The 25,622-nt window shown below is 61.8% G+C and carries 22 protein-coding genes; 14 read left to right on the forward strand and 8 right to left on the reverse strand.

What is annotated here, in order from left to right; genetic code table 11:
* The 8 genes from PQQ52_RS04835 to PQQ52_RS04870 all read left to right on the forward strand — a co-directional run bounded on the left by PQQ52_RS04835 (window position 1) and on the right by PQQ52_RS04870 (window position 10,228).
* Window positions 1-1,299 (forward strand): acyl-CoA dehydrogenase family protein, encoded by a 1,299-nt coding sequence (locus PQQ52_RS04835; protein ID WP_408207360.1) that lies wholly within the window; start codon window positions 1-3, stop codon window positions 1,297-1,299.
* A complete protein-coding gene (locus tag PQQ52_RS04840) occupies window positions 1,299-2,495 on the forward strand; it encodes an acyl-CoA dehydrogenase family protein (protein WP_408207362.1) in 1,197 nt (398 codons plus the stop codon). The genes PQQ52_RS04835 and PQQ52_RS04840 overlap by 1 nt, the downstream gene beginning before the upstream one ends.
* On the forward strand, window positions 2,492-3,295 hold the full coding sequence (locus PQQ52_RS04845; protein WP_408207364.1) for an SDR family oxidoreductase: 804 nt from the start codon (window positions 2,492-2,494) through the stop codon (window positions 3,293-3,295). The genes PQQ52_RS04840 and PQQ52_RS04845 overlap by 4 nt, the downstream gene beginning before the upstream one ends.
* A 56-nt stretch (window positions 3,296-3,351) precedes the next feature.
* Window positions 3,352-3,834, forward strand: a complete 483-nt coding sequence (locus PQQ52_RS04850; protein WP_408207740.1) for a MaoC family dehydratase — start codon at window positions 3,352-3,354, stop codon at window positions 3,832-3,834.
* A 40-nt stretch (window positions 3,835-3,874) separates the two neighbouring features.
* The gene (locus PQQ52_RS04855; RefSeq protein ID WP_408207366.1) at window positions 3,875-5,080 is read left to right on the forward strand and encodes an acetyl-CoA C-acyltransferase; all 1,206 of its coding nucleotides are present in this window, start codon (window positions 3,875-3,877) and stop codon (window positions 5,078-5,080) included.
* 121 nt (window positions 5,081-5,201) lie between these two features.
* Complete coding sequence (locus PQQ52_RS04860; RefSeq protein WP_408207368.1) at window positions 5,202-6,224, forward strand: WD40/YVTN/BNR-like repeat-containing protein; 1,023 nt, start codon at window positions 5,202-5,204, stop codon at window positions 6,222-6,224.
* 100 nt (window positions 6,225-6,324) lie between these two features.
* Entirely contained in the window at window positions 6,325-8,868 is a 2,544-nt protein-coding gene (locus tag PQQ52_RS04865) for an efflux RND transporter permease subunit (protein ID WP_408207370.1), read from the forward strand.
* A 283-nt stretch (window positions 8,869-9,151) separates the two neighbouring features.
* Complete coding sequence (locus PQQ52_RS04870; protein ID WP_408207372.1) at window positions 9,152-10,228, forward strand: 3-ketosteroid-9-alpha-monooxygenase, oxygenase component; 1,077 nt, start codon at window positions 9,152-9,154, stop codon at window positions 10,226-10,228.
* A gap of 156 nt (window positions 10,229-10,384) precedes the next feature.
* Here PQQ52_RS04870 and PQQ52_RS04875 read toward each other — a convergent pair whose 3' ends face one another.
* The 7 genes from PQQ52_RS04875 to PQQ52_RS04905 form a co-directional block, all read right to left on the reverse strand.
* Entirely contained in the window at window positions 10,385-11,248 is an 864-nt protein-coding gene (locus tag PQQ52_RS04875) for a tyrosine-protein phosphatase (protein ID WP_408207374.1), read from the reverse strand.
* 950 nt (window positions 11,249-12,198) lie between these two features.
* Window positions 12,199-13,230 carry a 4-hydroxy-2-oxovalerate aldolase gene (gene dmpG, locus PQQ52_RS04880; protein WP_408207742.1) on the reverse strand — a complete coding sequence of 344 codons (1,032 nt, stop codon included), beginning with the start codon at window positions 13,228-13,230 and terminating at the stop codon, window positions 12,199-12,201.
* Window positions 13,231-13,240: 10 nt separating this feature from the next.
* Window positions 13,241-14,140, reverse strand: a complete 900-nt coding sequence (locus tag PQQ52_RS04885; RefSeq protein ID WP_408207376.1) for an acetaldehyde dehydrogenase (acetylating) — start codon at window positions 14,138-14,140, stop codon at window positions 13,241-13,243.
* Between the two features lie 34 nt (window positions 14,141-14,174).
* A complete protein-coding gene (gene dmpE / locus PQQ52_RS04890; RefSeq protein WP_408207378.1) occupies window positions 14,175-14,957 on the reverse strand; it encodes a 2-oxopent-4-enoate hydratase in 783 nt (260 codons plus the stop codon).
* An 84-nt stretch (window positions 14,958-15,041) separates the two neighbouring features.
* Complete coding sequence (locus PQQ52_RS04895; RefSeq protein ID WP_408207380.1) at window positions 15,042-16,421, reverse strand: DUF1329 domain-containing protein; 1,380 nt, start codon at window positions 16,419-16,421, stop codon at window positions 15,042-15,044.
* Between the two features lie 100 nt (window positions 16,422-16,521).
* Window positions 16,522-18,111, reverse strand: coding sequence for a DUF1302 domain-containing protein (locus PQQ52_RS04900; protein ID WP_408207382.1), 1,590 nt, complete (start codon window positions 18,109-18,111; stop codon window positions 16,522-16,524).
* A 125-nt stretch (window positions 18,112-18,236) separates the two neighbouring features.
* Window positions 18,237-19,157, reverse strand: a complete 921-nt coding sequence (locus PQQ52_RS04905; protein ID WP_408207384.1) for an SDR family oxidoreductase — start codon at window positions 19,155-19,157, stop codon at window positions 18,237-18,239.
* A gap of 286 nt (window positions 19,158-19,443) precedes the next feature.
* Here PQQ52_RS04905 and PQQ52_RS04910 point away from each other — a divergent pair, with 286 nt between their 5' ends.
* The 4 genes from PQQ52_RS04910 (at window position 19,444) to PQQ52_RS04925 (ending at window position 22,197) form a co-directional block, all read left to right on the forward strand.
* Window positions 19,444-20,349 (forward strand): alpha/beta fold hydrolase, encoded by a 906-nt coding sequence (locus PQQ52_RS04910; RefSeq protein WP_408207386.1) that lies wholly within the window; start codon window positions 19,444-19,446, stop codon window positions 20,347-20,349.
* 122 nt (window positions 20,350-20,471) lie between these two features.
* Window positions 20,472-21,257 (forward strand): SDR family NAD(P)-dependent oxidoreductase, encoded by a 786-nt coding sequence (locus PQQ52_RS04915; RefSeq protein WP_408207387.1) that lies wholly within the window; start codon window positions 20,472-20,474, stop codon window positions 21,255-21,257.
* An 8-nt stretch (window positions 21,258-21,265) separates the two neighbouring features.
* Window positions 21,266-21,658, forward strand: coding sequence for a nuclear transport factor 2 family protein (locus PQQ52_RS04920; RefSeq protein ID WP_408207389.1), 393 nt, complete (start codon window positions 21,266-21,268; stop codon window positions 21,656-21,658).
* A 17-nt stretch (window positions 21,659-21,675) separates the two neighbouring features.
* Window positions 21,676-22,197, forward strand: a complete 522-nt coding sequence (locus tag PQQ52_RS04925; RefSeq protein WP_408207391.1) for an LbetaH domain-containing protein — start codon at window positions 21,676-21,678, stop codon at window positions 22,195-22,197.
* A 90-nt stretch (window positions 22,198-22,287) separates the two neighbouring features.
* On the opposite strand, the gene PQQ52_RS04930 is transcribed toward PQQ52_RS04925, so the two are convergent.
* The gene (locus tag PQQ52_RS04930) at window positions 22,288-23,289 is read right to left on the reverse strand and encodes a helix-turn-helix transcriptional regulator (protein WP_408207393.1); all 1,002 of its coding nucleotides are present in this window, start codon (window positions 23,287-23,289) and stop codon (window positions 22,288-22,290) included.
* 184 nt (window positions 23,290-23,473) lie between these two features.
* Here PQQ52_RS04930 and PQQ52_RS04935 point away from each other — a divergent pair, with 184 nt between their 5' ends.
* Both PQQ52_RS04935 and PQQ52_RS04940 read left to right on the forward strand, forming a co-directional pair.
* Window positions 23,474-24,385, forward strand: coding sequence for an AraC family transcriptional regulator (locus tag PQQ52_RS04935; protein ID WP_408207395.1), 912 nt, complete (start codon window positions 23,474-23,476; stop codon window positions 24,383-24,385).
* Window positions 24,386-24,975: 590 nt separating this feature from the next.
* Complete coding sequence (locus PQQ52_RS04940) at window positions 24,976-25,401, forward strand: DUF3830 family protein (RefSeq protein WP_408207397.1); 426 nt, start codon at window positions 24,976-24,978, stop codon at window positions 25,399-25,401.
* Window positions 25,402-25,622 lie beyond the last annotated feature (221 nt).

Consider the following 25,622-nt stretch of genomic DNA (forward strand, 5'->3'; position numbering starts at 1 on the left):
ATGAACCTCGCTCTCTCCGAAGAACAAACCATGATCCGCGATTCTGCGGCTGAGGTGCTGGCCGAGCGCAGCGCATCGGCTGCGGTCCGGCAGGCGATCGAACACAGCGCCGGCCGCGACGATGGTCTGTGGCACACGCTCGCCAGCGAACTCGGCTGGTGCGCGCTGACCGTGCCGGAAGCGGTGGGCGGCGCGGGTCTGGGCGCGATGGAACTGGTGTTGCTGATGGAGCAGATGGGGCGGCGCCTCGCCTGCGTGCCTTACTTCAGTACGGTGTGCCTGGCGGCGACGGCACTGGCGCAGTGCGAATCCGAGGCCGCTCGTGAATGGCTTTCGCGAATCGCAAGCGGCGAGGTGAGTGCGACGCTGGCGTTGCAATCGGGGGCTGGATTCGAGGCAAGGATGGATTCTGTGCGCACCGTGCCCGGTTCTTATGCGCCGGTGGTTTCGGCGTATGCGGAAGAGACGGCAGACGGATACCGTCTGTCGGGGACGTTGTCACATGTTTTCGATGGTGCGAGCGCCGATCTGTTGCTGGTGCCCGCTTTGATCGCGAACGAAGCGCAAACCATCGCGCTGTTCGAATTGAACTGCGCTGATCTTGTTGGTCTCACTCGCACACCGCTCGTGACACTCGATGCGACACGTCCGTTGGCGCGTATCGAGTTGAAAGCGATTGATGTGCCGCGTGACGCGCTGTTGGCTTGCGGTCGCGAGGTGGAACGCGCGCTCTCGGTTACCGCATGGTTTGCGGCGCTAGCCTTGGCCGCCGAACAGCTCGGCGGCGCGCAGCAATGCCTCGACCTCACGCTTGCCTACACGACAGAGCGCGTGCAATTCGGGCGCGCGATTGCGTCGTTTCAGGCGGTCAAACATCGTTGCGCGCAGATGATGGTCGAAATAGAAGCGGCCCGTTCGGCCGTGCTCGGCGCGGCGCAGGCGTGGGATCAAGTGCGAACTCAGGTGCCGAACCAAATGTGCAATCAGTCAGGCGGTTCCTTACCACCGGATGTGCTTGCCGATATCGCCACAGCAAAAGCCACCGCCAACGACGCGTTCCGCTTCTGCGCTCAGGAAGCGATCCAGTTGCACGGCGGCGTCGGCTTCACGTGGGAATACGACCCTCAACTGTATTTCAAGCGCGCACAAGCTTGCAGCGCGCAATTCGGCACGACCGCGCAGATGCTGTCGTTCATCGCGGAGCAGGTGATCGACCGCGGCGAGGCTTCGAGCGTAGAGCTGCCGCTGCCACTCGCTCATGACGACCACGCGCAAGCCGTCCTCGCGGGAGTCCTTTGATGAACAGCGAAACGCAACAGCATCGCTTGCGCGTGGAAGTCGCCGACTGGATGAGCACGCATCTGCGTGGCGAGTTCGCCTGCCTGCAATACCGTGGTGGTCCTGGCGACGAAGAAGCGTATCCGGCGCTGCGCAAGAAATGGGAACGTGAACTGGCAAGCGGCGGCTGGACCGGTCTGGGCTGGTCCGCCGAACATGGCGGCCGGGCGATGTCCGTCGCAGAACAAGTGGCTTTTCACGAGGAATACGCACGCGCCGGTGGTCCAGGGCGCATGGGTCATATCGGTGAAGGGTTGCTCGGGCCCACCTTGATCGCGTGCGGTACTGAAGATCAACGCAAGCGTTTTCTGCCCGGCATCCTGAACGGCACGCAGTTCTGGTGCCAGGGCTATTCGGAACCGGGCGCGGGTTCCGATCTCGCGAATGTCCGCACGCGTGCAGTCCGCGACGAAAACGGCAATTGGCGCGTGCACGGCCAGAAAGTCTGGACGTCGCTCGCGCACGATTCCGACTGGATCTTTGTAATCGCGCGCACTGATCCGGAATCGCGCGGCAATCGCGGGCTGTCGTTCCTGTTGATGCCGCTCGATCAATCCGGCATCGAGATTCGTCCGATCAAACAATTGAACGGCGGCGCCGAATTCAATGAAGTGTTCTTCGACGGCGCACTCGCCGCAGCAGAAGATCTGGTCGGCGTGCCCGGCGATGGCTGGCGCATTGCGATGACGCTGCTCGGTTTCGAGCGCGGCATGTCCACGCTCGGCCAGCAGATGCAGTTCATTCGTGAACTCGAATGGGTGGTCGACGCGGCGCATGAAGCGGGTGCCGCGAATGATCCGCTGATTCGTCAACGGATCGCGCGCGCGTGGGCCGGCTTACGCGTGATGCGCTACAACGCGCTGCGCATGCTGGCGGGCGCCGGTGCCGATGAAAGCGGCAGCGCGTTGGGCCGTGAAGCGCTGATCTACAAATACTACTGGTCGAACTGGCATCGTGAGCTCGGCCAACTGGCGATGGATGTGCTTGGCCTCAACGCCAACCTGATCGATAGCGCCGACGCGAAACGTACCCGCTTGCAGGGCGTGTTTCTTTTCTCGCGAGCCGACACGATCTACGCCGGCACCAACGAAATCCAATTGAACATCATGGCCGAGCGCGGGCTCGGCATGCCGAGAGAACCCCGAGGAGCGCTATGAACGAATCCCAAACGGTGCGGACCGCGCCTGCCTATGTGCCGGGCCATCAACTGCTGGCGGGCAAATCCGTGCTGATTACCGCGGCCGCCGGGGTCGGCATCGGCTTTGCCGCCGCCAAACGCTGCGCGGAAGAGGGCTGCCGCGCGCTCTTCATCTCTGACATCCACGAGCGGCGCCTCGCGCAGGCAGTCGAAACCTTGCGCGCCGAAACGGGTTTGGGGGCGATCTACGGGCGTTTGTGCAACGTCTCGGTGGAAGAGGATGTACGCGCGCTGGTCGCGGACGCTGAGGACAAGATGCAAGGCGTCGACGTGCTGATCAATAACGCCGGGCTTGGCGGCGCGCGTCGCATCGTCGAAATGGACGATGCCGAATGGTCGCGGGTGATCGACATTAGCCTCACTGGCACCTTCCGCATGACGCGCGCGATCTTGCCGCACATGCAGCAGCGTGGCCGTGGCGTGATCGTGAACAACGCGTCAGTGCTCGGCTGGCGTGCGCAGGCGGAACAGGCGCATTACGCCGCGGCGAAGGCCGGTGTGATGGCGTTTACGCGCTGTGCCGCGCTCGAAGCCGCGCCGTACGGTGTGCGCATCAACGCAGTGGCGCCGAGTATTGCACTGCACGATTTTCTGAAGAAATCGGCTTCGGCCGATCTACTCGATCAACTGGCGTCGCGTGAAGCATTCGGACGCGCCGCGGAAGTGTGGGAGGTGGCGAACGTGATGGTCTTTCTGGCAAGCGACTACGCGTCGTATATGACCGGTGAAGTGCTGTCGGTCAGCAGTCAGCACGCGTGATGGATAACGCTATGGCTGAAGTCAACGACATCAGCGGCACCAGTGGAATCGGCGGCATGGGCAACGTTGGCGACCATAGCCAGCCCGCTCGCGTATTCGCCCATCCCGAAGGGCTGATGGCCGCAGTGGGTGAAGCGTTCGGGGCAAGCGCGTGGCTCACGATCGATCAACCGCGCATCGATCTGTTCGCCGGCGCGACGCTCGATCACCAGTGGATTCACGTCGACCCGGAACGCGCCCAGCATGGCCCGTTTGGCGGCTGCATTGCGCACGGTTTTCTCACGCTCTCGCTCGTCAATTTCTTCCTGCCGCAGATCGTGCGTGTCGACGGCGCGCGGCTCGGCGTCAACTATGGCTGCGACAAGATCCGTTTCCCCGCACCGGTGCGAGCCGGCGCGCGTATCCGCGGCGTGGGCCTGTTGCTGCGCGCCGAAGCGATCGAAGGCGGCGTGCAGGCCTGGATTCGTGTGACCGTGGAAATCGACGGCGAGACGAAACCGGGTTGCGTGGCCGACACCATCAGCCGCTACTACCTGTAGAAACCCGAAGAAAGCTGTAGAACCCGTAGAGGAATAGTTTATGAACGAAGCGGTCATCGTCTCGGTTGCGCGCACACCGATCGGCAAGGCATTTCGCGGCGTGTTCAACGACACCGAAGCGCCCGCACTCGGCGGCCACGTGGTGCGTGCCGCTGTCGAGCGCGCACAACTCGACACCGCCGATATTGACGACGTGTTGATGGGCTGCGCCGCGCAACAGGGCACCCAGGGCTACAACATCGGCCGGCTCTCGGCGGCTGCAGCGGGTTTGCCGGCGTCGGTACCGGGCATGGCGATGGACCGGATGTGCTCGTCGGGGTTGATGACGATCGCGACGGCCGCACAAAACATCCTGTGCGGCGACGCGCGAATCGTGGTGGCGGGCGGGGTTGAGTCGATCACGCTGACGCAGAACAAACACAAGAATGCGTACCGGGCGCGTTCAGATGCAGTGCTCGCGTATCAACCGGCCGCGTACATGGCGATGATCGAAACGGCGGAAATCGTCTCGCGCCGTTACGGCATCTCGCGTGAAGCGCAGGACGAATACGCGCTGGCGAGCCAGCAGCGCACGGCCGCGGCGCAGGCGGCGGGCCGCTTCGACGAAGAGATTGTGCCGCTCGAGGCGCAGCGCGCGCTGTTCGACAAGGAAGGTAAGCAGGTTGGTATCGAAAGCGTGCGGGCTACGCGCGACGAATGCAATCGCGCCGATACGAGCGCGGCCAGTCTTGCCGCGCTGAAGCCAGTTTGGAGTGGCGGCGAAGCGGTCGCGCAGGGTGAGTTCATCACGGCCGGCAACGCGTCGCAACTGTCCGACGGTGCGGCAGCGGTGGTCGTGATGAGCGCAGCGGAGGCGAAGCAGCGTGGATTGAAGCCGCTCGGTATTTACCGAGGCATGGCGGTGGCAGGCTGTGCAGCCGACGAAATGGGCATCGGTCCGGCGCTCGCGGTACCGAAACTGCTGGCGCGTCATCGGTTGACGGTAAGCGACATTGGCCTGTGGGAGATGAACGAGGCGTTCGCGTGTCAGGTCATTTACTGCCGCGATCAACTGCATATTCCTGCCGATCGTCTGAACGTGAACGGAGGCGCGATCTCGGTCGGCCATCCGTTCGGGATGTCCGGCACCCGCATGACGATGCACGGGTTGCTCGAAGCGCGGCGACGCGGCGTGCGCTATGTCGTCGTGACGATGTGTGTCGGCGGCGGCATGGGCGCCGCGGCACTCTTCGAAACAGCGGCATAGACCGCGGTCGGAGCTTTGCATGGGATCGGAGTAAGAGCTTTGCATGGGACCAGAGTAAGAGCTTTGCATGGGACCAGAGTAAGCGCTAAAGCGCCAACTCTGGTCGACAGGAGACAAAAAAATGAAATCGACAATACCTGGTTTGCTGCTTTCGGCGGCAGTGTTGGGCGCGGCGTTGTTTGCGTTTTCGCCTCGTCCGGTGCCGGCTTTCGCGGCTACGAGCATTCAGGCCGATCGCCTGCAGATCAACGGCCTCGCCAGAGCAGGTACGCGCCTCGTCGCGGTGGGCGAGCGCGGCGTGATCCTCCTGAGCGACGATGCGGGCGCGTCCTGGCGGCGAGCCGCTGTGACGTCCGACGAAGCATCGGCGCTTACGCAAGTGTTCTTCATCTCGCCGCGTATCGGCATTGCGGTAGGGCATGACGGCTGGATCGTGCGCACCGTCGATGGCGGTGCGCATTGGAGCGAAGTGCGCTTCGATCGCAAGCATTCGGATCCGCTGCTGTCGGTGTGGGGCAATGCCGAGGGGTTGGTATTCGCCAGCGGCAGCTTCGGTCAACTGTTCGTCTCACACGACGCGGGCGTTACCTGGGTTCTACAGAAAACGCCCGCTGACGACCGCCACCTGAATGCGATTACCGGCGATTCCAGCGGCCGTCTGATGATCGCCGGCGAAACCGGCACGCTCCTGCGCTCAACCGACAACGGCGCGACCTGGGAGAAGCGCCCCGTGCCTTATCAGGGCTCGCTTTTCGGAATCCTGAAGCTCGCTGATGGCGACTGGCTTGCATACGGCATGCGCGGCAATGTGCTGCGCAGCACGGATCAGGGCGACACGTGGACGCATATCGATAGCCGCGTCGGTACCTCTTACTTCGGCGCGGTGCAACTTGCGGACGGCGAACTGGTGCTGGTCGGTCAGGGCGGCGCGATCGTCACCTCGCGCGATAACGGACAGAGCTTCGCGGTGCGCAAGGTGGGTGGCGTGCAGAGCCTCGCGGCTGTGGTCGACGCCGGGCATGGCGAGCTTGCGCTGGGCGGTGAAGCGGGCGTGGCGCTGCTGCCTGTGTCGTCCGCAGCGCGGTCGCCGCTTGGGTCACGGCCTGGATCACCACGTGTGTCGCCTGACGCGTCACCTTCCTGAACGCGCGGCTACGTTCGCCGAAACTCCATAGCGCGCTCGCCGGCCACTGAGTCACCACGCCCGCTGCGCTACCCCCGTTTGCCTTGCCGTGAGACGCATCATGAACGCATCGTCCCGTCCTTCTTCGTCCCGTCTTTCACGTTTTGTCGAGCGTTGCGCCGACGCCATCATGCGACACCGGCGCATCCTGCTGACGCTGTGTCTCGCGTTGACGGTCGCGCTGGGTTGTTCCGCGACGCGCCTGCGGCTCGACCCTGGGTTCAACAAGATGATCCCGATGCAGCACCCGTACATGCAGGTGTTCAATCGCTATGCGAGCGCCTTTCCGGGCGCGAATACGATTCTCGTGAGTCTGCGCTGGAAGGGTCACGGCGACATCTACAACCAGGCGTTCATGGATGATCTGCGTCACGCGACCGATGACGTGTTCTTCATTCCCGGCGTGAACCGCTCGCGCGTGTTCTCGTTGTTCACACCGAACGTGCGCTATACGGAGGTCACCGAGGCGGGTTTTCGTGGCGACGTCGTGGTGCCTGGCCAGTTCACCAGCGCGAATCCTGACGACCTCGCCAAAGTGCGCCGCAACGTGGCGCGTTCCGGCCAGATCGGCAGGCTGGTCGGCAACGATCTGCATTCCGCGCTGATCCGTGCGGAATTGCGCGAGACGGACCCCGTCACCGGCAGGCATCTGGATTACAGCGCGGTGGCGCGGCAGCTCGAACAGATCCGCGCGCGCTATTCGAATCAGGATGTTGAAGTCGACATTATCGGCTTTGCGAAACTGGTGGGGGATGTGGAGGCGGGAATCAGCGGCGTGATCGGCTTTTTCGCGCTCGCGTTTCTGATTACCGCTGCGTTGCTGTTTGCATACACGCGCTCGGCGAAGACCACGGTGCTCGCGCTGTTCGTCGCGTTGCTGCCAGTGGTGTGGTTGCTGGGCGCGTTGCCGGTGCTGGGTCTCGGTATCGATCCGATGTCGATCCTCGTACCGTTCCTGATCTTTTCGATCGGTGTCTCGCATGCCGTTCAGATGACGAATGCGTGGAAGCAGGCGCTGGTCGCCGGCATGTCCTCGACCGATGCGGCACGCGACGCATTTCGCAAGCTGTTCGTGCCGGGCACGGTTGCGCTGCTGACGAATGCGCTCGGCTTCATGGTGATCATGCGCATCCAGATCGAAATCGTGCGTGAGCTAGGTGTCACGGCGTGCCTTGGCGTGCTGCTGATGATCGTCACCAACAAGGTGTTTTTGCCGATCCTGTTGTCGTACACACGGTTGGAAGCAGGCACCCTGGCGCGTGCCCAAAGCCGTGCGGCGCAAGGCGGCAGCCGCCTATGGACGCGCTTCGCAATGTTCGCGCGGCCTGCGCCGGCGCTCGGCGTATTCGTAGTCGCGCTGCTGTTGCTCGCGTTCGGTGCGAAAGAGTCGCGCAATCTGCAGATCGGCGATATCGGCGCGGGCGCACCCGAGTTGCGCAGCACGTCGCGTTACAACCTCGATAACGCGCGAATCACCAGCCAGTACAACATCGGCGTCGACGCGCTCGCGGTGATTGTTGAAACAACCGGTTTCGACGACGCCTGTTTGCATTACCCGGTGATGAGCGCGATCGAGCGCTTCGAGATGGAAATGCGCGGGGTGGCGGGCGTGCAGTCGGTGGTGAGTGTGCCATCGCTCGCGAAGATCTCGATTGCTGCGTTCAACGAAGGCAATCCGCGTTGGGGCGCGTTGCCGCGTTCGAGCGATGGTCTTACGCAGGGCGCGAGCGCGTTCGATCCGGACAACGGCATGAACACCGAGAACTGCCAGGCGATTCAGGTGTTGATCTACACCACCGATCACGAGGGCAAGACGATCGCGCATATCGTCGATGAAATCAAACGGCTGGCGGCGGAAGATCACACGCCGAATATTGCATTCCGGCTCGCGGGCGGCAACGTCGGCGTGATGGCGGCGACCAACGAAGCGGTTGGTGACGCCGAAGTGGCGATGCTGCTGTCGATTTTCGGCGCGATCGCGTTGCTGTGCTTCGTGACCTTCCGTTCGTGGCGTGCCGTGTTGTGCATCGTCGTACCGCTGACCGTGGTGTCGATTTTGTGCAACGCGGTGATGGCGTGGCTCGGCATCGGTCTGAAGGTCGCCACGTTGCCGGTGATTACGCTGGGCGTGGGGGTGGGCGTCGATTACGGCATCTATCTGTACGAACGGCTGCAACATGAGGTGCGCGGGGGCGCCACGTTGCCCGACGCGTTCGCGGCGGCGATGCGTCAGCGCGGCACCGCGGCCTTGTTTACCGCGGTGACGATGTTCATCGGCGTGGGGACGTGGGCATTTTCCGCGCTCAAGTTTCAGGTGGATATGGGCGTGCTGCTCGCCTTCATGTTCCTCGTCAATCTGTTCGGTGCGGTGTTTCTGTTGCCGGCGCTGGCGGCATGGCTCGGTGTCGAGCGGGCGGAGCGGCGTGCGGGTGAAGCTGTTGCTGAGCGGAACCGGGCTTTGACGAGCCGGCCAAATGCTGCGAACGCTGCGAACGCTGCGAACGCTGCGAATGCTGCGAATGCTGCGAATGCTGCGAATGCTGCGAATGCCGCGAATGCCGCGAATGCTGCGAATGCCGCGAATGCCGCAAATGTAGCGGAATGAGCCGGGTGTGCCCAACACACCCAACGCGCCGTACGTTGCGAACGCATCCGCATGCAGATGTGCGCGGTAGTGCATCGACTTCCGGCGAAGTCGAGCCGGAAAGGCTCGAGCATGGCAATCCGGGGCGCTAGCGCTTAGCTGAAGTCCCTAGTCCGTCGGGACGATGAAGGCGGTGCGCGCCACGTCTATCGTCAGGCGTGAGCGCGAAGGTCTGCGCTTCGAAAGAACATTGATGACGGCGGCTAGTCCGAAGCGCCGCCTTTTCCATTGGAGGAGATAAGAGATGTCCGCACGTCCGTACAAAATTGAATCGCAGCCGCTGGCGCAGCGTTATGCCCGCGGCTGGCATTGCCTCGGTCTGGCTAGCGAATACAAGGACGGCAAGCCGCACACGCTGAACATTTTCGGTCAGCACCTTGCTGCGTTCATGGATTCGCAGGGGCGCGTGAACGTAGTGGACGGCTTTTGCCCGCATATGGGTGGCGATCTGAGCGCCGGCCGCGTGGATGGCGACACGCTGGTGTGTCCATTTCACGGCTGGCAATGGGACGGTGACGGAAATTGCCAGTCGATCCCGTACTGCAAGCGGATTCCGCCGAAGGCCAAAATTGGCACCTGGCAGACCCGAGAGCAGAATAAGCTGCTGTTCATCTGGCACGATCCCGAGGGTAAGCCGCCGTCCGAAGAAGTGACGATTCCCCGTATCGACGCGTGTTTCTCGGACGAATGGTCGGATTGGGTCGTCGACAAGATGTTGATCGGCACCAACTGCCGCGAACTGGTCGACAACATCTCGGACATGGCGCACTTTGGGACCGTGCACGGCGCGCCGATCGATTACTTCGCGAATCTGTTCGAAGGACACAAGGCTACGCAACTGCTGGTTGGCCGCAGCGAGCGCCTCGGCGATGACGAGCTGATCGCGCTGTCCACTTATTTTGGCCCGGCTTATCACATCACCGAGATGACGGGGCAGAGCGGCGGCCATCCGATTCACTCGATTCTGCTGAACTGCCATGTGCCGACCGACATGAACAGTTTTGAGTTGCGTTACGGCGTGATGGTGAAGAAGGTCCCGGGCTTATCGGACGAACAGAACATGGAGATTGCGCGGGCGTATTCGACGCAGGCGCAGGCCGCGTTCTATGAAGACGTGGCGATCTGGGACACGAAGACGCGGATCGACAACCCACTCCTGTGTGAAGGCGATGGACCGCTGTATCAGATGCGCGACTGGTACTCGCAGTTTTACGTCGATACGGCGGATATACGGCCTTCGAGTACAGCGAGAAAGGTTGTGGAGATCAAGGTGCGCGAGGGCGGGGCGCCGCCACCATTGCGGCATGTTTTCGAAGGGTAACGAAACGAAGCAAGGGCGGTGTACGGACCGCCCTCAGGCTAACGACCAACCCCATGTTTTTCGGAGCGTGGGTTTTTTTTCAGGTAAGGCGCATCGTACCGAGGGGTGCGCCGCGCCATACGAGGGAGGCCCGACGTGCTGTGGCCTTTTATGGGCTCAGGGATTCGTAGTGACGGACGGCGCCGCCTCGAGATAGTTTTGACGAATCTTCGCCGTGTTCACGTGAAGGACATCGACGAGGTAGTGCTGCATGCCGCCGTATTGCTGATCGATGACTTTCATTGCCGCGCCGATGTAGTCGGGATCGACGGCCAGCAGCGGGGCCAGCACGTCGGGCGCGACACCAATCTTTTGCAGTTGCGTGGTTGCTTGCGCGTTACCTGCCGCGTTATAGCGGTTCGATTCCAGGTAGTTGGCAATGACGGTTGCACGATCGACGCCAAGCGCCGACAGCAGCAGAACTGTGGCAAATCCTGTGCGGTCCTTACCTGCGGTGCAGTGATAGAGGATGGTTTTGTCTTCTTCCGCCAGTTTCAGAAAGCGGGTGAATTGCGGCTGGTATTCGCTGGGAAATTGCCTGTAAAGCGAGACCATGAATTGATGCATCTGCGCCGGCGTGGAGCGCTTGAGTATTGGAATGATCGCTTCGGGCGAGAGGTTTCCGGCTAGCACCGGATCGGCTTGCCAGGGGAATTGCGCGGCGAAGGCCTGTTCGGTGGATTTCTTTTCGCTTGCAGCGCGGAAGTCCAGCCCGACGTCCAGGTGCATTGCCTTGAGTGTTGCGATGTCGGTTGGTGTGGCGAAGGCCGGGTTGCCGCTGCGGTAGAGGCGGCCGGGCTGGATCTGGTGGCCATCAGATGTGGTTAGGCCCGCGAGGTCGCGGGTGTTCTGGATTTTTTCCATCTGGATGTAGGTGTCGGTTTGTTTGCCTTCGGCGGTGGGTTGGGCTGTTGCTGTTATGGCTATGGCTGATAGCAGGGCAGCGAGTGCTGCGGTTCTATGTGGGGTGTGTTTCTTCATGGTTGTGGTTTGGGTTTTTTCATCCAGGCGCGGGTTTTAGTGGTTGTTCGTTTGTGGTGTTGGGTTTGCTTGTCGGTTTGCCTTCGCGGCGCTTTGTTGTCTGCTTGCCTACGGTGTTGGGTTTTCCTTGATTTTTTGCCTGCGTGGCGCTTTCTTGTCTGTGTTTTTATGGCGCTGGCCCTTCCTTGAATTGTTATTGGTTTATTAGCGTCGCCCCTGTGCGGGGCGGGCACTCACTTCTCTTTGCCGCCGCAAAGAGAAGTAAGCAAGAGAAAGCGGCTCAAACCGCTAATTCTTAAGCGGGTCCCTCGCGCAGTTACGGTAGTGGTGCATCTGGAATCCGTGTCCTCGCACATTCAGTGTCAATGACAAGGGAGTCATTCTTCCGGCGGCGCTGCGCGCGCCGAAGCCTGATTCCTGGAGCGGTCTGCTTGTTTTGGCTTCTGCCGTCCACTCACGCAATGGTTCGCCGTCTCGCCACGCGCTACAAGGTACCGACGCCTCACTCCAAGCCCCGGCTCGCACTACCACGCACTTGCGCATCTCATGACCAGGTACCGACCGTTGCGTCGCGCCGCAGCGAAACCGATGGCACCCGTCGCGTCCAGACGAAACCGATGGCGCCTGCCAAGTCCAGACGAATCCTGTGTTTCCTGATGGACCTGTCCGGCGAGCACGTAGTGCGAGGCGGGAAGCATGACAGCCTTGTCACGAACGTCGAATGTGCGAGGGCACGGATTCCAGATGTACCACTATCCCCTCCAAGCTAGGGGACCCGCTTAAGAATTAGCGGTGTGAGCCGCTTTCTCTTGCTTACTTCTCTTTGCGGCCGGCAAAGAGAAGTAAGTGCCTGCCCCGCACAGGGGCGACGCTAATAAACCAATAACAAAGCAAGGAAAGGCCAACACCGCAGGAAATCAGAAAAACGCGCCGCAGGCAAAAACCCCCATTTACACCAAAACCCCCCGCTCCCGAGCAAGCGTCAAAGCCGTATCTTCAATCATGTCCTCCTGCCCACCAACAAGCCGCTGCCTCCCCATTTCAACAAGAATATCCCGCGCCGGAACCCGATACTTCGCCTCAGCCCGCTTGGCAAACAGCAAAAACGACGAATAAACACCAGCATACCCAAGCGTCAACGCATCGCGATCAATCCGAATCGGCGCATCCATAATCGGCACCACAAGGTCCTCGGCAACGTCCGAAATCCCGAAAACATCAACGCCAGTCTCAATCCCCATCCGCTCGCACACAGCGATAAAAACTTCCATCGGCGTATTTCCCGCGCCGGCGCCAAGCCCCGCAGCAGCCGCATCGATACGATTGGCCCCGGCAGCAATAGCGGCAATCGAATTGGCGACGCCCATCGCGAGATTGTGATGCCCGTGAAAACCCAACTCGGTTTCGGACTTCAACGCAGCGCGAACGGGACCAATGCGCGCGGTCACATCGGCGGGCAGCATATAACCGGCCGAGTCGGTGATATAGATGCAATTCGCACCATACGATTCCATCAGCTTGGCCTGCTTGACGAGTTGCTCCGGCGGCGACATGTGAGCCATCATCAGAAAGCCGACGGTATCCATCTCCAGCTTGCGCGCGAGTCCAATGTGCTGCTCAGACACATCTGCTTCGGTGCAGTGCGTCGCCACGCGAATCGTATGCACGCCGAGCTCGTGCGCCATGCGCAAATGCTCGACCGTGCCGATGCCCGGCAGCAACAGCGCAGATACCTTGGCCTGCTTCACTTCCGCAAGCACAGCGCTTAGATAGGCTTCGTCGGTATGTGCCGGAAAACCATAGTTGACCGATGCGCCGCCCAGGCCGTCGCCATGGGTCACTTCGATCAACGGCACGCCGGCAGCGTCGAGTCCGCGCGCAATCGAGCACATCTGGTCGAGTGAAATCTGATGGCGCTTGGGATGCATGCCGTCACGCAACGTCATGTCGTGCACGGTAATTCGGGTTCCTGCTAAAGACATAGTCGGCTCCTCACGCGGTGGCAGGTGATGCGGCAAGCATCTGTTGGGCAAACAGTTCGGCGGTGCGCGCGGCTGCTGCTGTCATGATGTCGAGATTGCCGGCATATTTCGGCAAATAATCGCCAAGACCTTCGACTTCCATGAACACGGACACGCGGCGGCCATCGAACACCGGACCGTTTTTTAACGTATACCCCGGTACGTATTGGCGTACTTCATCGATCATCGCGTGCACGGACGCCGTAATCGCCTCGATGTCCGGATCGGCTTCAGTCAGGCAATGGATCGTGTCGCGCATGATCAGCGGTGGTTCTGCCGGATTGATCACGATGATCGCTTTGCCTACCGCAGCCCCGCCGATCTGTTCGATCGCGCGTGACGTGGTACGCGTGAATTCATCGATGTTTTTGCGCGTACCGGGACCGACCGAGCGCGACGACACGGTCGCAACAATTTCGCCATACACCACGCGCTGCACGCGCGATACGGCATAGACCATCGGAATGGTGGCCTGGCCGCCGCACGTGACCATGTTGACGTTCATCGCCTGCTGATCGATCTGCTCAGCAAGATTGACCGGTGGCACGCAGAAGGGGCCGATCGCGGCGGGCGTCAGGTCGATCACGCGCACGCCGCGCGCGGTCAGTTTGTCGGAGTGCTCGCGATGCACGTAGGCGGAGGTGGCGTCGAAGGCGATGCGGATGTCGTCGGCGGCCAGATGCGGCAGAAGCCCGTCAATACCATCGGCAGTCGTTTTCAGTCCCATTTCGCGGGCGCGTGCGAGGCCGTCGGAGTCCGGGTCGACGCCGACCATCCACACAGGTTCGAGCACCGCGCTGCGGCGTAGTTTGTACAGCAGATCGGTACCGATATTGCCGGGCCCGATCAACGCGCATTTGATCTTGCTCATTGGATGCTTCCTCAAGGAAAAGACGGTCAAACGGTCAGATGAAGCGCACGGAACAACTGCCGATGCCTTCAATCCGCATGTGCAACTGGTCGCCGCACGTGACGGGAATCAATGCCGCCAGCGAACCCGACAGCACGACTTCGCCTGCGAGCAGCGGCACACCGAGTTCGCCCAGCGTGTTGGCGAGCCATGCGACTGCATCGGCTGGGTGACCTAGCGCTGCAGCGCCGATCCCTTCCGCTACACGCGAGCCATTCTTGTCGAGGGTCATGCGGCAAGCGGCGAGATCGAGCGCGTGAGGTGCGACGCGTTCGTCGCCTAGCACGTAGACGCCACACGACGCGTTGTCGGCCACTGTGTCGCCGATACGGATTGCCCAGTCGCGGATGCGCGAATCGACAATCTCGAAGCACGCGCCGACCGCTTCGGTCGCGGCAAGCACCGCGTCTCGGGTGATGCCCGGACCGCGCAAATCGTGCTTCAGATAGAACGCAATTTCGCCTTCCGCACGCGGCGCGATCAGCTTCGCGATCGGGATGTCCTCGCCGGCAACGTAGTGCATGCCGGAAAGCAGCACGCCAAAATCAGGTTGGCGTACGTCGAGCATGTCCTGCACAGCCTGACTCGTCACGCCGATTTTCTTGCCGACGATGGTTTCACCCCCTTCGATGCGGCGCGCGACGAAGTGTTGCTGCACGCGGTAAGCGTCGGAGAGCGACAAACCACCGTCGCGCGCCGAGAACGGTGCAATCGGCGCGCGTTCGCGCCATGCGTGGTAAAGCGCGTCGCCGAGTGTGGCGTGAAGTGTCGAAGTCATGGCGAGCGAAAATAGAAAGGGTAAAGCGCCGGGGCGGAACATGGACGCATCCCCGGCCTTGGCGTTAACAGAGGCGCAACGAAATCAATTGCCCGCGCCACGAATCGCATCGGGTGAGAAAAACGCCTCGGTCATTTGCGCCCCACGTGTAAGCACGGGCATCGGTTCCTGATTCGCCAGGCGGTCCGCGTAATAGGCGCCCGAGATCAGGTCGTGATAGAACACGGCGGTCGAGTAGAACGATTTGGCGTCGTAGGCGTACAGCGTCGGAGCGAAGTTGGTGCGCCACAGCGTGCCGCGGGCGTCGTAGTTGTCGGCGGCGACTGCGTTCCACGTGTCCTCGTCGAGATACAGCACCCGTTTCGCGTATTGATGGCGATAGCCGGACTTGAGCGTGGCCTGCAACACCCACACGCGATGCAGTTCGAAACGCATGTATTGCGTATTTTCGTGGCCCTTGGTCAGCAGATCGGTGTATTTGATCGACGGGTCCATCAGCTTGTAGTTGTCGTACGGCACATATACTTCTCGTTTGCCGATGATCTTCCAGTCGTAGCGCTCGCCCGAGCCGTTGAAGAGGCGATCGTCGTCGACGGTGCGAAAGCCACCCGGCCCTTCGGGCTGGTCGAAGCCGAACTCGGGCGCCTGGCGCACGCGTCGCGTGCCCGGGTTATACGACCAGGTGCGGCGGGTGTCGGAGCCTTCCTGGTCCCACATTTCATAGCCGGTGATGATCGTGCCGCGATCGGAGAGCGGCAGCATGGTGGTCTGACGGAAGAAGCTCTTCGCGTTCAGTGCGTTCTTCGGATCGAAATGGTCGGCGCTGCGCGGCCCATAAATCGCGTATTGCACTTTGCCCCATGCGATATTGCCGTCCGGGTAGACGACAGCCTGGTCGTAGGTCGCGGTTTCGCCTTCGATCGCTGACGCAAAGCGCAGATCCCACATCGCCTCGACGCCATTTTTCGGCACCGGGAATGGCGTGACCGGCGGGAAATCCTTCAGGCCGTTCTGGTCTTTCGTCATCGTGGTGTTGGGCGCATACAGGCGGATGTCCTTGTACACGGCGTCGCCATAGCTGAAATCGCGGTGGCTCGGATAGACCGGAATCTTGAAGCTGTCCGGATACTTCTTGAGCAGGGCCTTCTCGCCGTCGGTGAGACGCGCTTCGTATTGCTGCATGTTTTGCGCGGTGATCACGAAAAGCGGCTTCTCGTTCGCATACGGATCGGGAAAGCGCTGGCCCGGCTTGTAGTCGACGCCCGGCGGCGTGCCGACCCATTTGCCACTCCACGCGGGGATCGTGCCGTCGGCGTTGCCCGCGCGCTCGGCGCCCATCGGCGTGAGCGGGCCTTCGAGTTTGGCGAGATCTTCCGGGCTGGTTTTGGCAAACGAAGCGGCGGCGAGCGCGGCACCTGCCGCGAACACGCAGACACGCAATACGGGATTGAAAATTCGACTCATGACCAAATCCTCTTGCTGTAAAAAGACGGCTGATTCAAAGGGCGATGCATGCTGCAAAGCGCCTGAAAAACAAGGGGCTCAACGAGCCAGGCGCGCAGCATCAGAACGAGTAGGTCGCGGTGGCGAGCACGTAGTCGCGATCCGCGAGCGGACGATTGGTCGGATCCGGGCTGCCGAGGAATTTCGCGTAGACGAGGGCGAGTTTCAGGTTGCTCAGACGCGTGAAGTTCACGCCGACAGTGACGCGGTGGTCGCCCACGCCGGTCATCGAACCGAGTGCGCCGGCAAGCGCCGACTTGCCGGTGAAATCGTCGGCATAGGTGATCGGCACGTCGACGTCCCAACCGTTGAAGACGTTCTTGTAGCTCAGCGTCCATGCCACTTCGAAGGCGGCGGAGTTGCGCGTGTTGGCGATCGTCGACGAGCCGAGCAGCGGCGTGATGTTGCCGGCGTGCACATACGAGACTTCGCCGACCAGCGTTTGCGACGCGGCGAGGAACGTCGGTCCGATCGAATAGATCGCGGAGAGATTCGACTGCCAGACGTCGCCACGTGTCGATTGCGCACCGGCAGGGGTGTTCACCAGCACGGCGGCGCCTTGCCGATAGGACGTTTCGCCGGCCACGTTCACGCCGTTCAGGTCGGTTGAGAAACTCAGACCGGTGAGTTTGATGTTGTCGAAGTACTTCTGCTGGTACTGCAGTGTGGGGAAGTAGGTCGTCACGACACTCGGATTCATGTCGTTGTAGTGCAGGTAGTACGCGCCGATCTCGGTGTCGCCGAAAACGCGCCAGCGTGCGCCGAGACCCCATTGGCCGCTGTTGCCCGGGCGAATGTCGGGTCCGCGCGGAATCTGCAGGCCGCCCGGCCCGATGATGTATTCGGCACCGGGGCCGACCACGTCTGAGTAGCTCATATAGCTTCCCGGCGCGCTCAGCTGATTCGGCTGGAAGGAAAACTGGTAGTAACCGAGCAGGCTGAAGTTTGGCGCGATCTGCCACTGCGTCGAAATTTGCGGAACCGGCAACAGGATGTCTTTCACCTCAGCGCCGGCTACGAACGATTTGGTGGCGTCCGCGGGCCCCTGCGCACCGGCAATGTTCGGGAAGAACACGCTCTCGCCCCAGGCCACTACCTGATCGCCGACCTTCACGTTCAGACTTGTGCCGCCCAGTTTGAACGTGTTGTAGACGTAAGCCGCGAGCAGTTGGGTGCGTCCGCCAGCCCAGTAATTCGCCTGTTCGGTGAAGTTGTTGTAGACGCCGCTGTGATTCACGGTGCCGGGTGCATCGTTGTAGTTCGAGTGCTGATATGCCTGGTCGTAGAAGGTGTCGGCTCGCACGAAGACACCCCAGTCGTCGTGCTTCAGGTTCACTTCGCCGAGCAGGCTCACCTGATTCTCGATCAGCTTGTTCTTTGCGAAGTTGCGGTCGCCGTCATCGCCGTTGATGTTTTCCGGCGTCAGCAGATTGCCGCTCGGCGCGCGCGTGCGCATCCCCAGGCCATAGCCGAGCGTGAAGGTGTAGTCGAGCGTGGTGTCCACGCCGAGATTGACTGTGTCGCCCGCGTAAGCCGGTGTGGCGAACGTCGTCATCGTCGCTGCCGACGCCGCTGCCAGCACGGCGAGTCTGCATGCCGCGCACACCGCGCGCAGCGCCGGTGCGCGCTCCTGTGTTCCGTTGATCTGCATCCTGTCTCCTCTGTGGTCACGTCTGAAATTTGTTGTGATCAGAGGTTAGGGGGCACGTGCGGCGCGAGAATCGTCAAAACGGACTAGTCGATTGCCCCAGGCACGCAAGGTGCGCGCGAATGTGTCTAGCGCGTCGCGGCGAACGCCTTGTGCAGGGCGGTGGCTGCAAGAAAGGCAGGCACTTCGCCGCCGCCTTCGAGAATCAGGTTGCAGCCCGATGCATAGGCGGCGTGCGACGAGGCGAGGAACAGGCACGCGGACGCGATATCGCCGGGTTTGGCGAGACGGCCTGCGGGAATCGTTGCGGTGATGTTGTCGAGTGTGGACTCTCCGTCTGCCGGAGATGCGCCCGTGTGGCCGCTAGTGGCCGCTTCGGTTTCGACGAGACTGGGGCTTACCGCGCACACGCGAACTTTGGGCGCCCACTCCACCGCGAGCGAGCGCACCGCATTCAGCAGGCCGGCTTTTGCCGCGCCGTAAGCCGCTGTTCCCGGCGACGCCCGCAAACCGCTCACGCTGCCAATGAACAGCAAGACGCCGCCTTCCGGTTGCTGTTGCATCAGCGCGTTCGCACGTTGTGCGATTTGCAGCGGCGCCAGCAGGTTCAGACGGATGACCGCTTCGGTGAAACGCGGTGAGGCCTGCGCGGCAAGCGCGAATGGGGCACCGCCCGCGTTGCTGACGAGCACATCGAGCCGGCCGGCTTCGCGTTCGATCTGCGCGAGCAGGGCGTCGATTGTGTCGATGTCACGCACGTCCGCGGCAATAAAGCGGGGGGCGTTCTGACGTGAGGCCGAATGCAGGTTTTCCTGCGAGCCCGTCTGTAAACCTGTCGGCGAATCCGCAGGAAAACCCGCATGCAGATCGTCGTGCGGACCCTTTTGCAAGCCCGTCTGTGAACCCGCCGCCACGTTCGCAGGCGGCGTGCGTCCACACACGTACACCGTTGCGCCCGCATCGTGAAACGCCTGCGCGATGGCCGCGCCGATCCCTTTGGTGCCGCCCGTTACCAGCACCACCTTGCCGCTGAAATCGAACCCTGTCATTGCCGCTGTCTCTCTCTGTTCGTGTGGGGCCGATGGTAGGAGAAATGCGGTTTCGCCTCGTAGTCTGAAAAGACGATGTTCCGCTGCGGATTCGAAGGGATGATGGTTTCGCTGGCGACCCTCAGACAATCTGCTGCGCCGAAGAGCGCGACGCGAGACAGCAACCAACTTGCATGGGACCAGAGTAAGCGCTAAAGCGCTAACTCTGGTCGACCGCAATCGAATTGCATGGGACCAGAGTAAGCGCTAAAGCGCTAACTCTGGTCGACACAGGAGACAAGCGCGCATGAATGCAACGCCCACCGAATTCCAACAAGCCGACGCACACGGCAACGCGCACAGTAAGTCCGGCAGTGCGCAGCCAACCCTGCAAGCCCCCAAGGGGATTTTCACGGAAGTCCCCGGCGGCCTGACACTGCATCATTTCGAAGCCGGTAGCGGCGCGCCCGTTGTATTCATTCACGGCAGCGGCCCCGGCGCGAGCGGCTTTAGCAACTTCAGGCATAACTATCCGCAGTTCGCCGCGGCGGGTCACCGGGCGATCGTGGTCGATCTGCCGGGTTATGGCGCGTCGTCAAAGCCCGCGGACGCAAATTACACGCTCGACTTCTTCGTTAGCGCGTTGCGCGCTCAGCTCACCGCGAATGGCATCGGCCGGGCGACGTTGCTCGGCAATTCGCTCGGCGGCGCGATCGCGTTGCAATACGCGCTCGACTATCCCGACGACGTCGACAGTCTGATCATGATGGCGCCGGGCGGTGTCGAGGAACGCGAGACCTACTTCAAAATGGAAGGCATCCAGAAGATGGTGTCGCTCTTCACGAACCGTCAGATGAACCGACTGACGATGCGGCAATTGCTCGAACTGCTGGTGTTCGATCGCAGCCTCGTCACCGACGCGCTGGTCGAAGAGCGTCTGAGTGTATGCGAGCAGCAGCCGCCGGAAGTGCTGTCGACAATGCGCGTACCCAACCTGACGGAACGGCTCGGCGAACTCAAATGCCCCGTGCTGGGCTTCTGGGGCACGGACGACCGCTTCAATCCGGCCAGCGGCGCGATGCGTTTTCTCGAACACTGCGCCGACGCGCGCTTTGTACTGATGAACCGCTGTGGTCACTGGGTAATGGTCGAGCATCGGCGGTATTTCAATCGCGAATGCCTGGAATTTCTCGCGGAGCGGAACGCCGCTTAAGGCATGCTTCGGATGCGGCGTGACCGGCATAACCGACTTGACCGACGTAATCGGCTTGACCGACGCGTCCGCCCCAAGGCCACGCGGCGCAGAAACCCCAACTACAACATTACGGAGACGGTATGACATTTCCCCATCAACTGTTCGACATGAGCGGCAAAGTGACCGCTATCACGGGCGGTGCGCGCGGCATCGGAGCGCAGACAGCACGAACCCTAGCGGCGGCCGGTTCCGCGATCGCGGTGCTCGATGTGCTGACGGAACAGGGCGAGGAACTGGTCGCCGAGATCAACGAGTCGGGCGGACGCGCGGCGTTCTGGAAGATGGACGTCACGCAGGAAGACAACGTGCAGCGCGTGTTCGGCGAAATCGCCACGCGCTTTGGACGGCTCGACGCGCTGGTGAACAACGCCGGTATCGAAGGCGCGAATCTGCCTACGCACGAAATGACACTGCAGCAATGGCAGAAAGTCATCGACGTCAACGTGACGGGCGTATTCCTCTGCACCAAGTACGCAATCCCGCACATGCTGACGGCGGGCGGCGGCTCGATCGTGAATCTGTCGTCGATGTATGGGCTGGTCGGTGGACCGGACGTGCCGGCGTATCACGCGTCGAAGGGTGCAGTGCGGTTGATGGCGAAGACCGATGCAATGCTGTACGCCACGCAGAATATTCGCGCGAATTCCGTGCATCCCGGCTTTATCCGCACGCCGCTGCTGGAAGAGGCGTTCGAAAAGCTCGGTGACCCAGAGCAGATTTTCGCGCATATGAAAACGCTCGTGCCGCTCGCGAAGATCGGCGATCCGCAGGACATCGCGGCAGGCATCCTGTATCTGGTGTCGCCGGCCGGCCGCTATGTGACTGGCGCGGAGTTGGTGATCGACGGCGGCTATACCGCGCGCTAGGAGAACGGATGAACACCAGCGAAAACATGAAGGCTCGCCTCGTCGACTATATCGAGGCATTCAATGCAGCCGACGCTTCACGCGTCGTCGCGCTGTTTGCCGATAACGCGAGCGTCGAAGATCCGGTCGGCACGCCGCTGAAAGAGGGCAAAAGCGAGATCGAAACCTTTTATACCTATGCGACGTCAGTGGGTGCCCGGCTTGAGTTGATGGTGCCGCCACGCGGTTCGCACGGCAATAGCGCGTCGATCAGCTTTCGCGTGCACATCACGGCGCAGGACGGCCGGCCGGCGCATATCGACGTGACCGACGTGATGGACTTCGATGCCGCCGGCAAGATTCTGCGCATGCGTGCGTACTGGGGCGCGGACGACTATCACGTGCTCGCGGACGCGAGCTGAACCGGGACGGCGACGCGATGGCGCTCTACGAATTCAACGGCAAGCGGCCGCGCGTCGACCCGTCGGCGTATGTTCATCCGAGCGCCGTGCTGATCGGCGACGTGACGGTAGGCGCCTGCTGTTACATCGGGCCGCATGCGAGCTTGCGTGGGGATTTCGGCGCGGTAGTGGTTGAGCGCGGCAGCAACGTGCAGGACAGTTGTGTGCTGCACACGGGCGTGGCGAACACCTGCTGGCTTGGCGTCGACAGTCATATCGGGCATAGCGCGATCATTCACGGCGCGACATTGGAACCGAACACGATGGTCGGCATGCATGCCGTCGTGATGGACGGCGTCGTGCTCGGCGCGGCGAGCATCGTGGCCGCCTGCGCGTTCGTCAAGAAAGACTGGCGGGTGCCTGCGGGCGTGCTGGTGGCCGGGGTGCCCGGGCGCGTGGTGCGCACCCTGAGCGAAGCCGAGGTCGTGGCGAAATCGTCCGGAACCCGGATCTACCAGCAACTCGCGGCGGATTGCCTGCGCACCATGCGCAGTGTTTGAGGTTCGACGCCGCGCATGGTGCGGCGCTAAAGTTCAAAGGTGCGGCCGGCTCGACATCCGAACCGGCCGCAGCGCGCGTTCATGCCTAGTCTACGTCACGTATCCCTGCGCCACATTGATCAGCTGCACGCGATTGCGCACGTTGAACAACTGCCGCAGGCGCCGCAGGTGGTAGTCGACGTTATGCGGCGACAGCCCAAGGAAGTAAGCGATTTCCTTGTCACGCTGCCCCTGCACCACGGCCTTCAGCACCGCATGCTGCAATTCGCTCAGCGTGACGCGCTGCTGCTGCGCGGGCGCGATCCCGATCACGCTTTTCGCGTGCGTCCAGATGAATTCGTGGATCGTGTGCGCGAACATCAGCGTTTCGGCCACGATCGATTCCGTCATCCAGCGCGGGTTGCCGATCTCCGAGTTGAAGCACAGGCTCGCGCTCAGCTCCGGCTCGGGTAGCGGCATCTGCGTAAGAATCCCGCTTTTGCGGCCATTGGCCTCCAGCATGTCGATCAGCCCGCCGAGCCGCTCGCTGCGCATCTGCGCTCGCGGCAGGTCCGCGCGCATATCCGCGGTGTTCCAGAGGAGCGGCATGCCGGTTGGCGAGGCAAGCGCGACGCGCGGATCGAGCTCGAAATAACGCTCGCGGAAATAGCGCGTGAGCCATGTCTGCGACTCGTAGCTCGTCAGCGCGAACATCGTCTTATGATGCGCGGTCGTGCGCGTGGCTGAATAGCTGAACGAGTCGAAGCCAAGTTGCTTGATGCGCCGCCGCACAAATTCGATGCGATCCTGCGCACTGCCAAATCGCACCAGCGGACTGATTATGGGTGCGGCCCGCCGCGCGGCGGGCGAAGGCGTGCCAATCTCCTCCTCGGTGAAGAGCGTGAGGAAACCCGCGGGCACGATGCCTGAAGCGGTGCGGGTTGATGCCCTGGATGCTTCAGCCGCGTGGGCTGATTTCTCGGGTTGCCGCGTGCCGGCCGGGTAAGCCGGTTGTGCGCTAACCACTGAGTTGTAAGCCGCCGACACGTGGCTGGCTTCGCCTTGCGGCGAACCGGTTAGCCAATGCGGCAGCGTATCGCATTCGTGTTCCATGAAACGGTAGCTCCGGCGTTCGAAACGCGTGATGGACGACAACCTGGATGATTCACTATTTCCAAATATTACGGTAGCCGGTTCCTTGCTATCATTTTTGAGATCTTGCGCTGACCTCTAACCGGCGACGCGGGTGTGACAGGGTTTGTTCATGTGCATACGGGACCTCCCAGAAAGAGACGTGATGGCAAAAATTCCAAAGCTGACAACGACGCTCGCCTACGACCGCTATATGGCGGGCCAGAAACTGGTGTCGAGCGAGGATCGCCCGTGGCGGTATCTGGTGCTGCGCTCGTACCTTGAACCGGCCGAGCAGGAACTGCTGGAGGCGCCCGGCCTGCAGGACGTCACGCTGATGACGCTCAGCAGCGGTGCCGAACACCTTGAGCGCAACCTGAACGGGCACTGGGAGAGCGCCGAGTTGCGCATGGGCGACGTCTGGTTCGTGCCGCCCGTACCAATCTCGTGGCGCTGGCGCTCGACCAGCGATGAGCCGCTGTCGACCGTCCATTTGCACCTGGAGCGCAGCCTGATCGACAGCGTTGCCGACCAGATGGAGCTGGGCGGCTCACGCGAGCTGTCGCTTGGCGACGCGATGCAGTTTCACGATCCACTGATCGCCGCGATGCTTGGCGCCTTGCATCGCGCCGCGGGCGACCCTGCCGACTCGCGGCTGTATGTCGACGCGCTGGCTCACGCGCTTGCCGCTCATCTGCTGCAACATTACTCGCGCGGCCGTCATGCCGAGGCCGGCCTGCCGCCGCAGCCCGAGCGCCTGGTGCCGCGCCGCATTCGCCGTGTAACCGATTACATTCGCGCCAATCTTGCCGCCGATCTGGCCATTAGCGAACTAGCCGTGCACGCCGGGTTAAGCAGCTTTCATTTTGCTCGTGTGTTCCGCCGCGAGACCGGTGAAACGCCTCATCAGCTGGTTACGCGCTTGCGGCTCGAGGAAGCCGCGCGGCTGCTGCGTGCTACCGATCAGCCGGTGCTGCAAATCGCCATTGCGGTTGGTTTCGAGAACGCCAGTCATTTTTCCGTGCAGTTCAAGCGTGGCTACGGCGTGACACCGCTTGCCTACCGGCTGCGCGGCTGAGAGTCGGGTTGCGCGGCTGGAACGCGTGGGCGGCTCGCCAGCATGCGATGCCCAAGCGGCAGACGGTTGACGGCACGCAGGCGTTCGCCACCGCCGACGCCAGGCAGCGCGGGAATGCCCAGCCGCCACGTGGCATAGTGTATCGAGGCCGGCCGCGGTGGGTTGTCGAGGGCAAAGTTGGTTGAATCGCCGAAACGGGAATCACGCACTTTTCGCAGTTTGCTGTGCATTGCGCGCCTTGCAAACTACGAACTTTCGTGGCGCGGTTGGGGATCGACCTGGCACGCGCGGGCCTCGACGCTGTTCCGACCGCGCCTGGAACTGCCGGGTTCAATATGTGGGGCAGTGGGAGTCGCCGGAAACCATTGCATCTGCCGGGCAGCGGTGAGTCACGGCGGGTTGCCCTGGGCGGCCGGCGATCTGCGCGATGCGCGGTAGCCGCTCCCACTGGATCAACTGGCCTGACCAGTTGCGCGGCAATTGTATCTGTCGAAGCATTGCATCGGCCGACAGAATATTGCCCCTACGGCTTGGCTTTAGCCGGCGTCTGACCGACCATTCCATTCAACCGTCACTCCGGATACCTAGCGATGACCCGACTTCGAATCACCTCCTGCGGCCATGTTTTTATCGCCGAAACGCATCCTGACGCGCCGCAAACAGTGGCTGCTTTTCTGAAGCTCCTGCCGTACCGTCAGAAGATCATTCACGTGCGCTGGAGCGGCGAGGGCTGCTGGGTTCCGCTTGGCGACTTCAAACTCGAAAACGACGGCACGGCAGTCGACTTCGAAAATCACACGAGCCATCCGTCGGTTGGCGACATCCTGTTCTATCCGGGCGGTTATAGCGAAACGGAGATCATTCTCGCGTACGGTTCGTGCTGTTTCGCAAGCAAATTGGGCCAGCTCGCGGGGAATCACTTCCTGACCATCGTCGAAGGCAAGGAAAAGCTGCGCGAGCTCGGTACCAAGGTGCTGTGGGAAGGCGCACAAGAAGTGCTGTTCGAGAAGATCTAAGGCGGCGATGCAGTGTTTGCGTGGTCTGCAGAGACCGCGCCCTGATGCGGGTTAATTTTCCTCCGCATAAATCGAGCACGCTGGAGGCGCCCGGGGCGGGTCTAACCGCTCACGGTTTGCCTCCCGAGCAAGATTGTCAGTCAACGCCAAATCGGCTTCCTTCCACGAGCGGCATCAGACTGCCCGTTGATTTTTCTCGTTCGATACCCCCTCTCACAAAC

Origin of the sequence: Paraburkholderia sediminicola (assembly GCF_046030555.1) — a bacterium.
GTDB lineage: Bacteria > Pseudomonadota > Gammaproteobacteria > Burkholderiales > Burkholderiaceae > Paraburkholderia > Paraburkholderia sediminicola_E.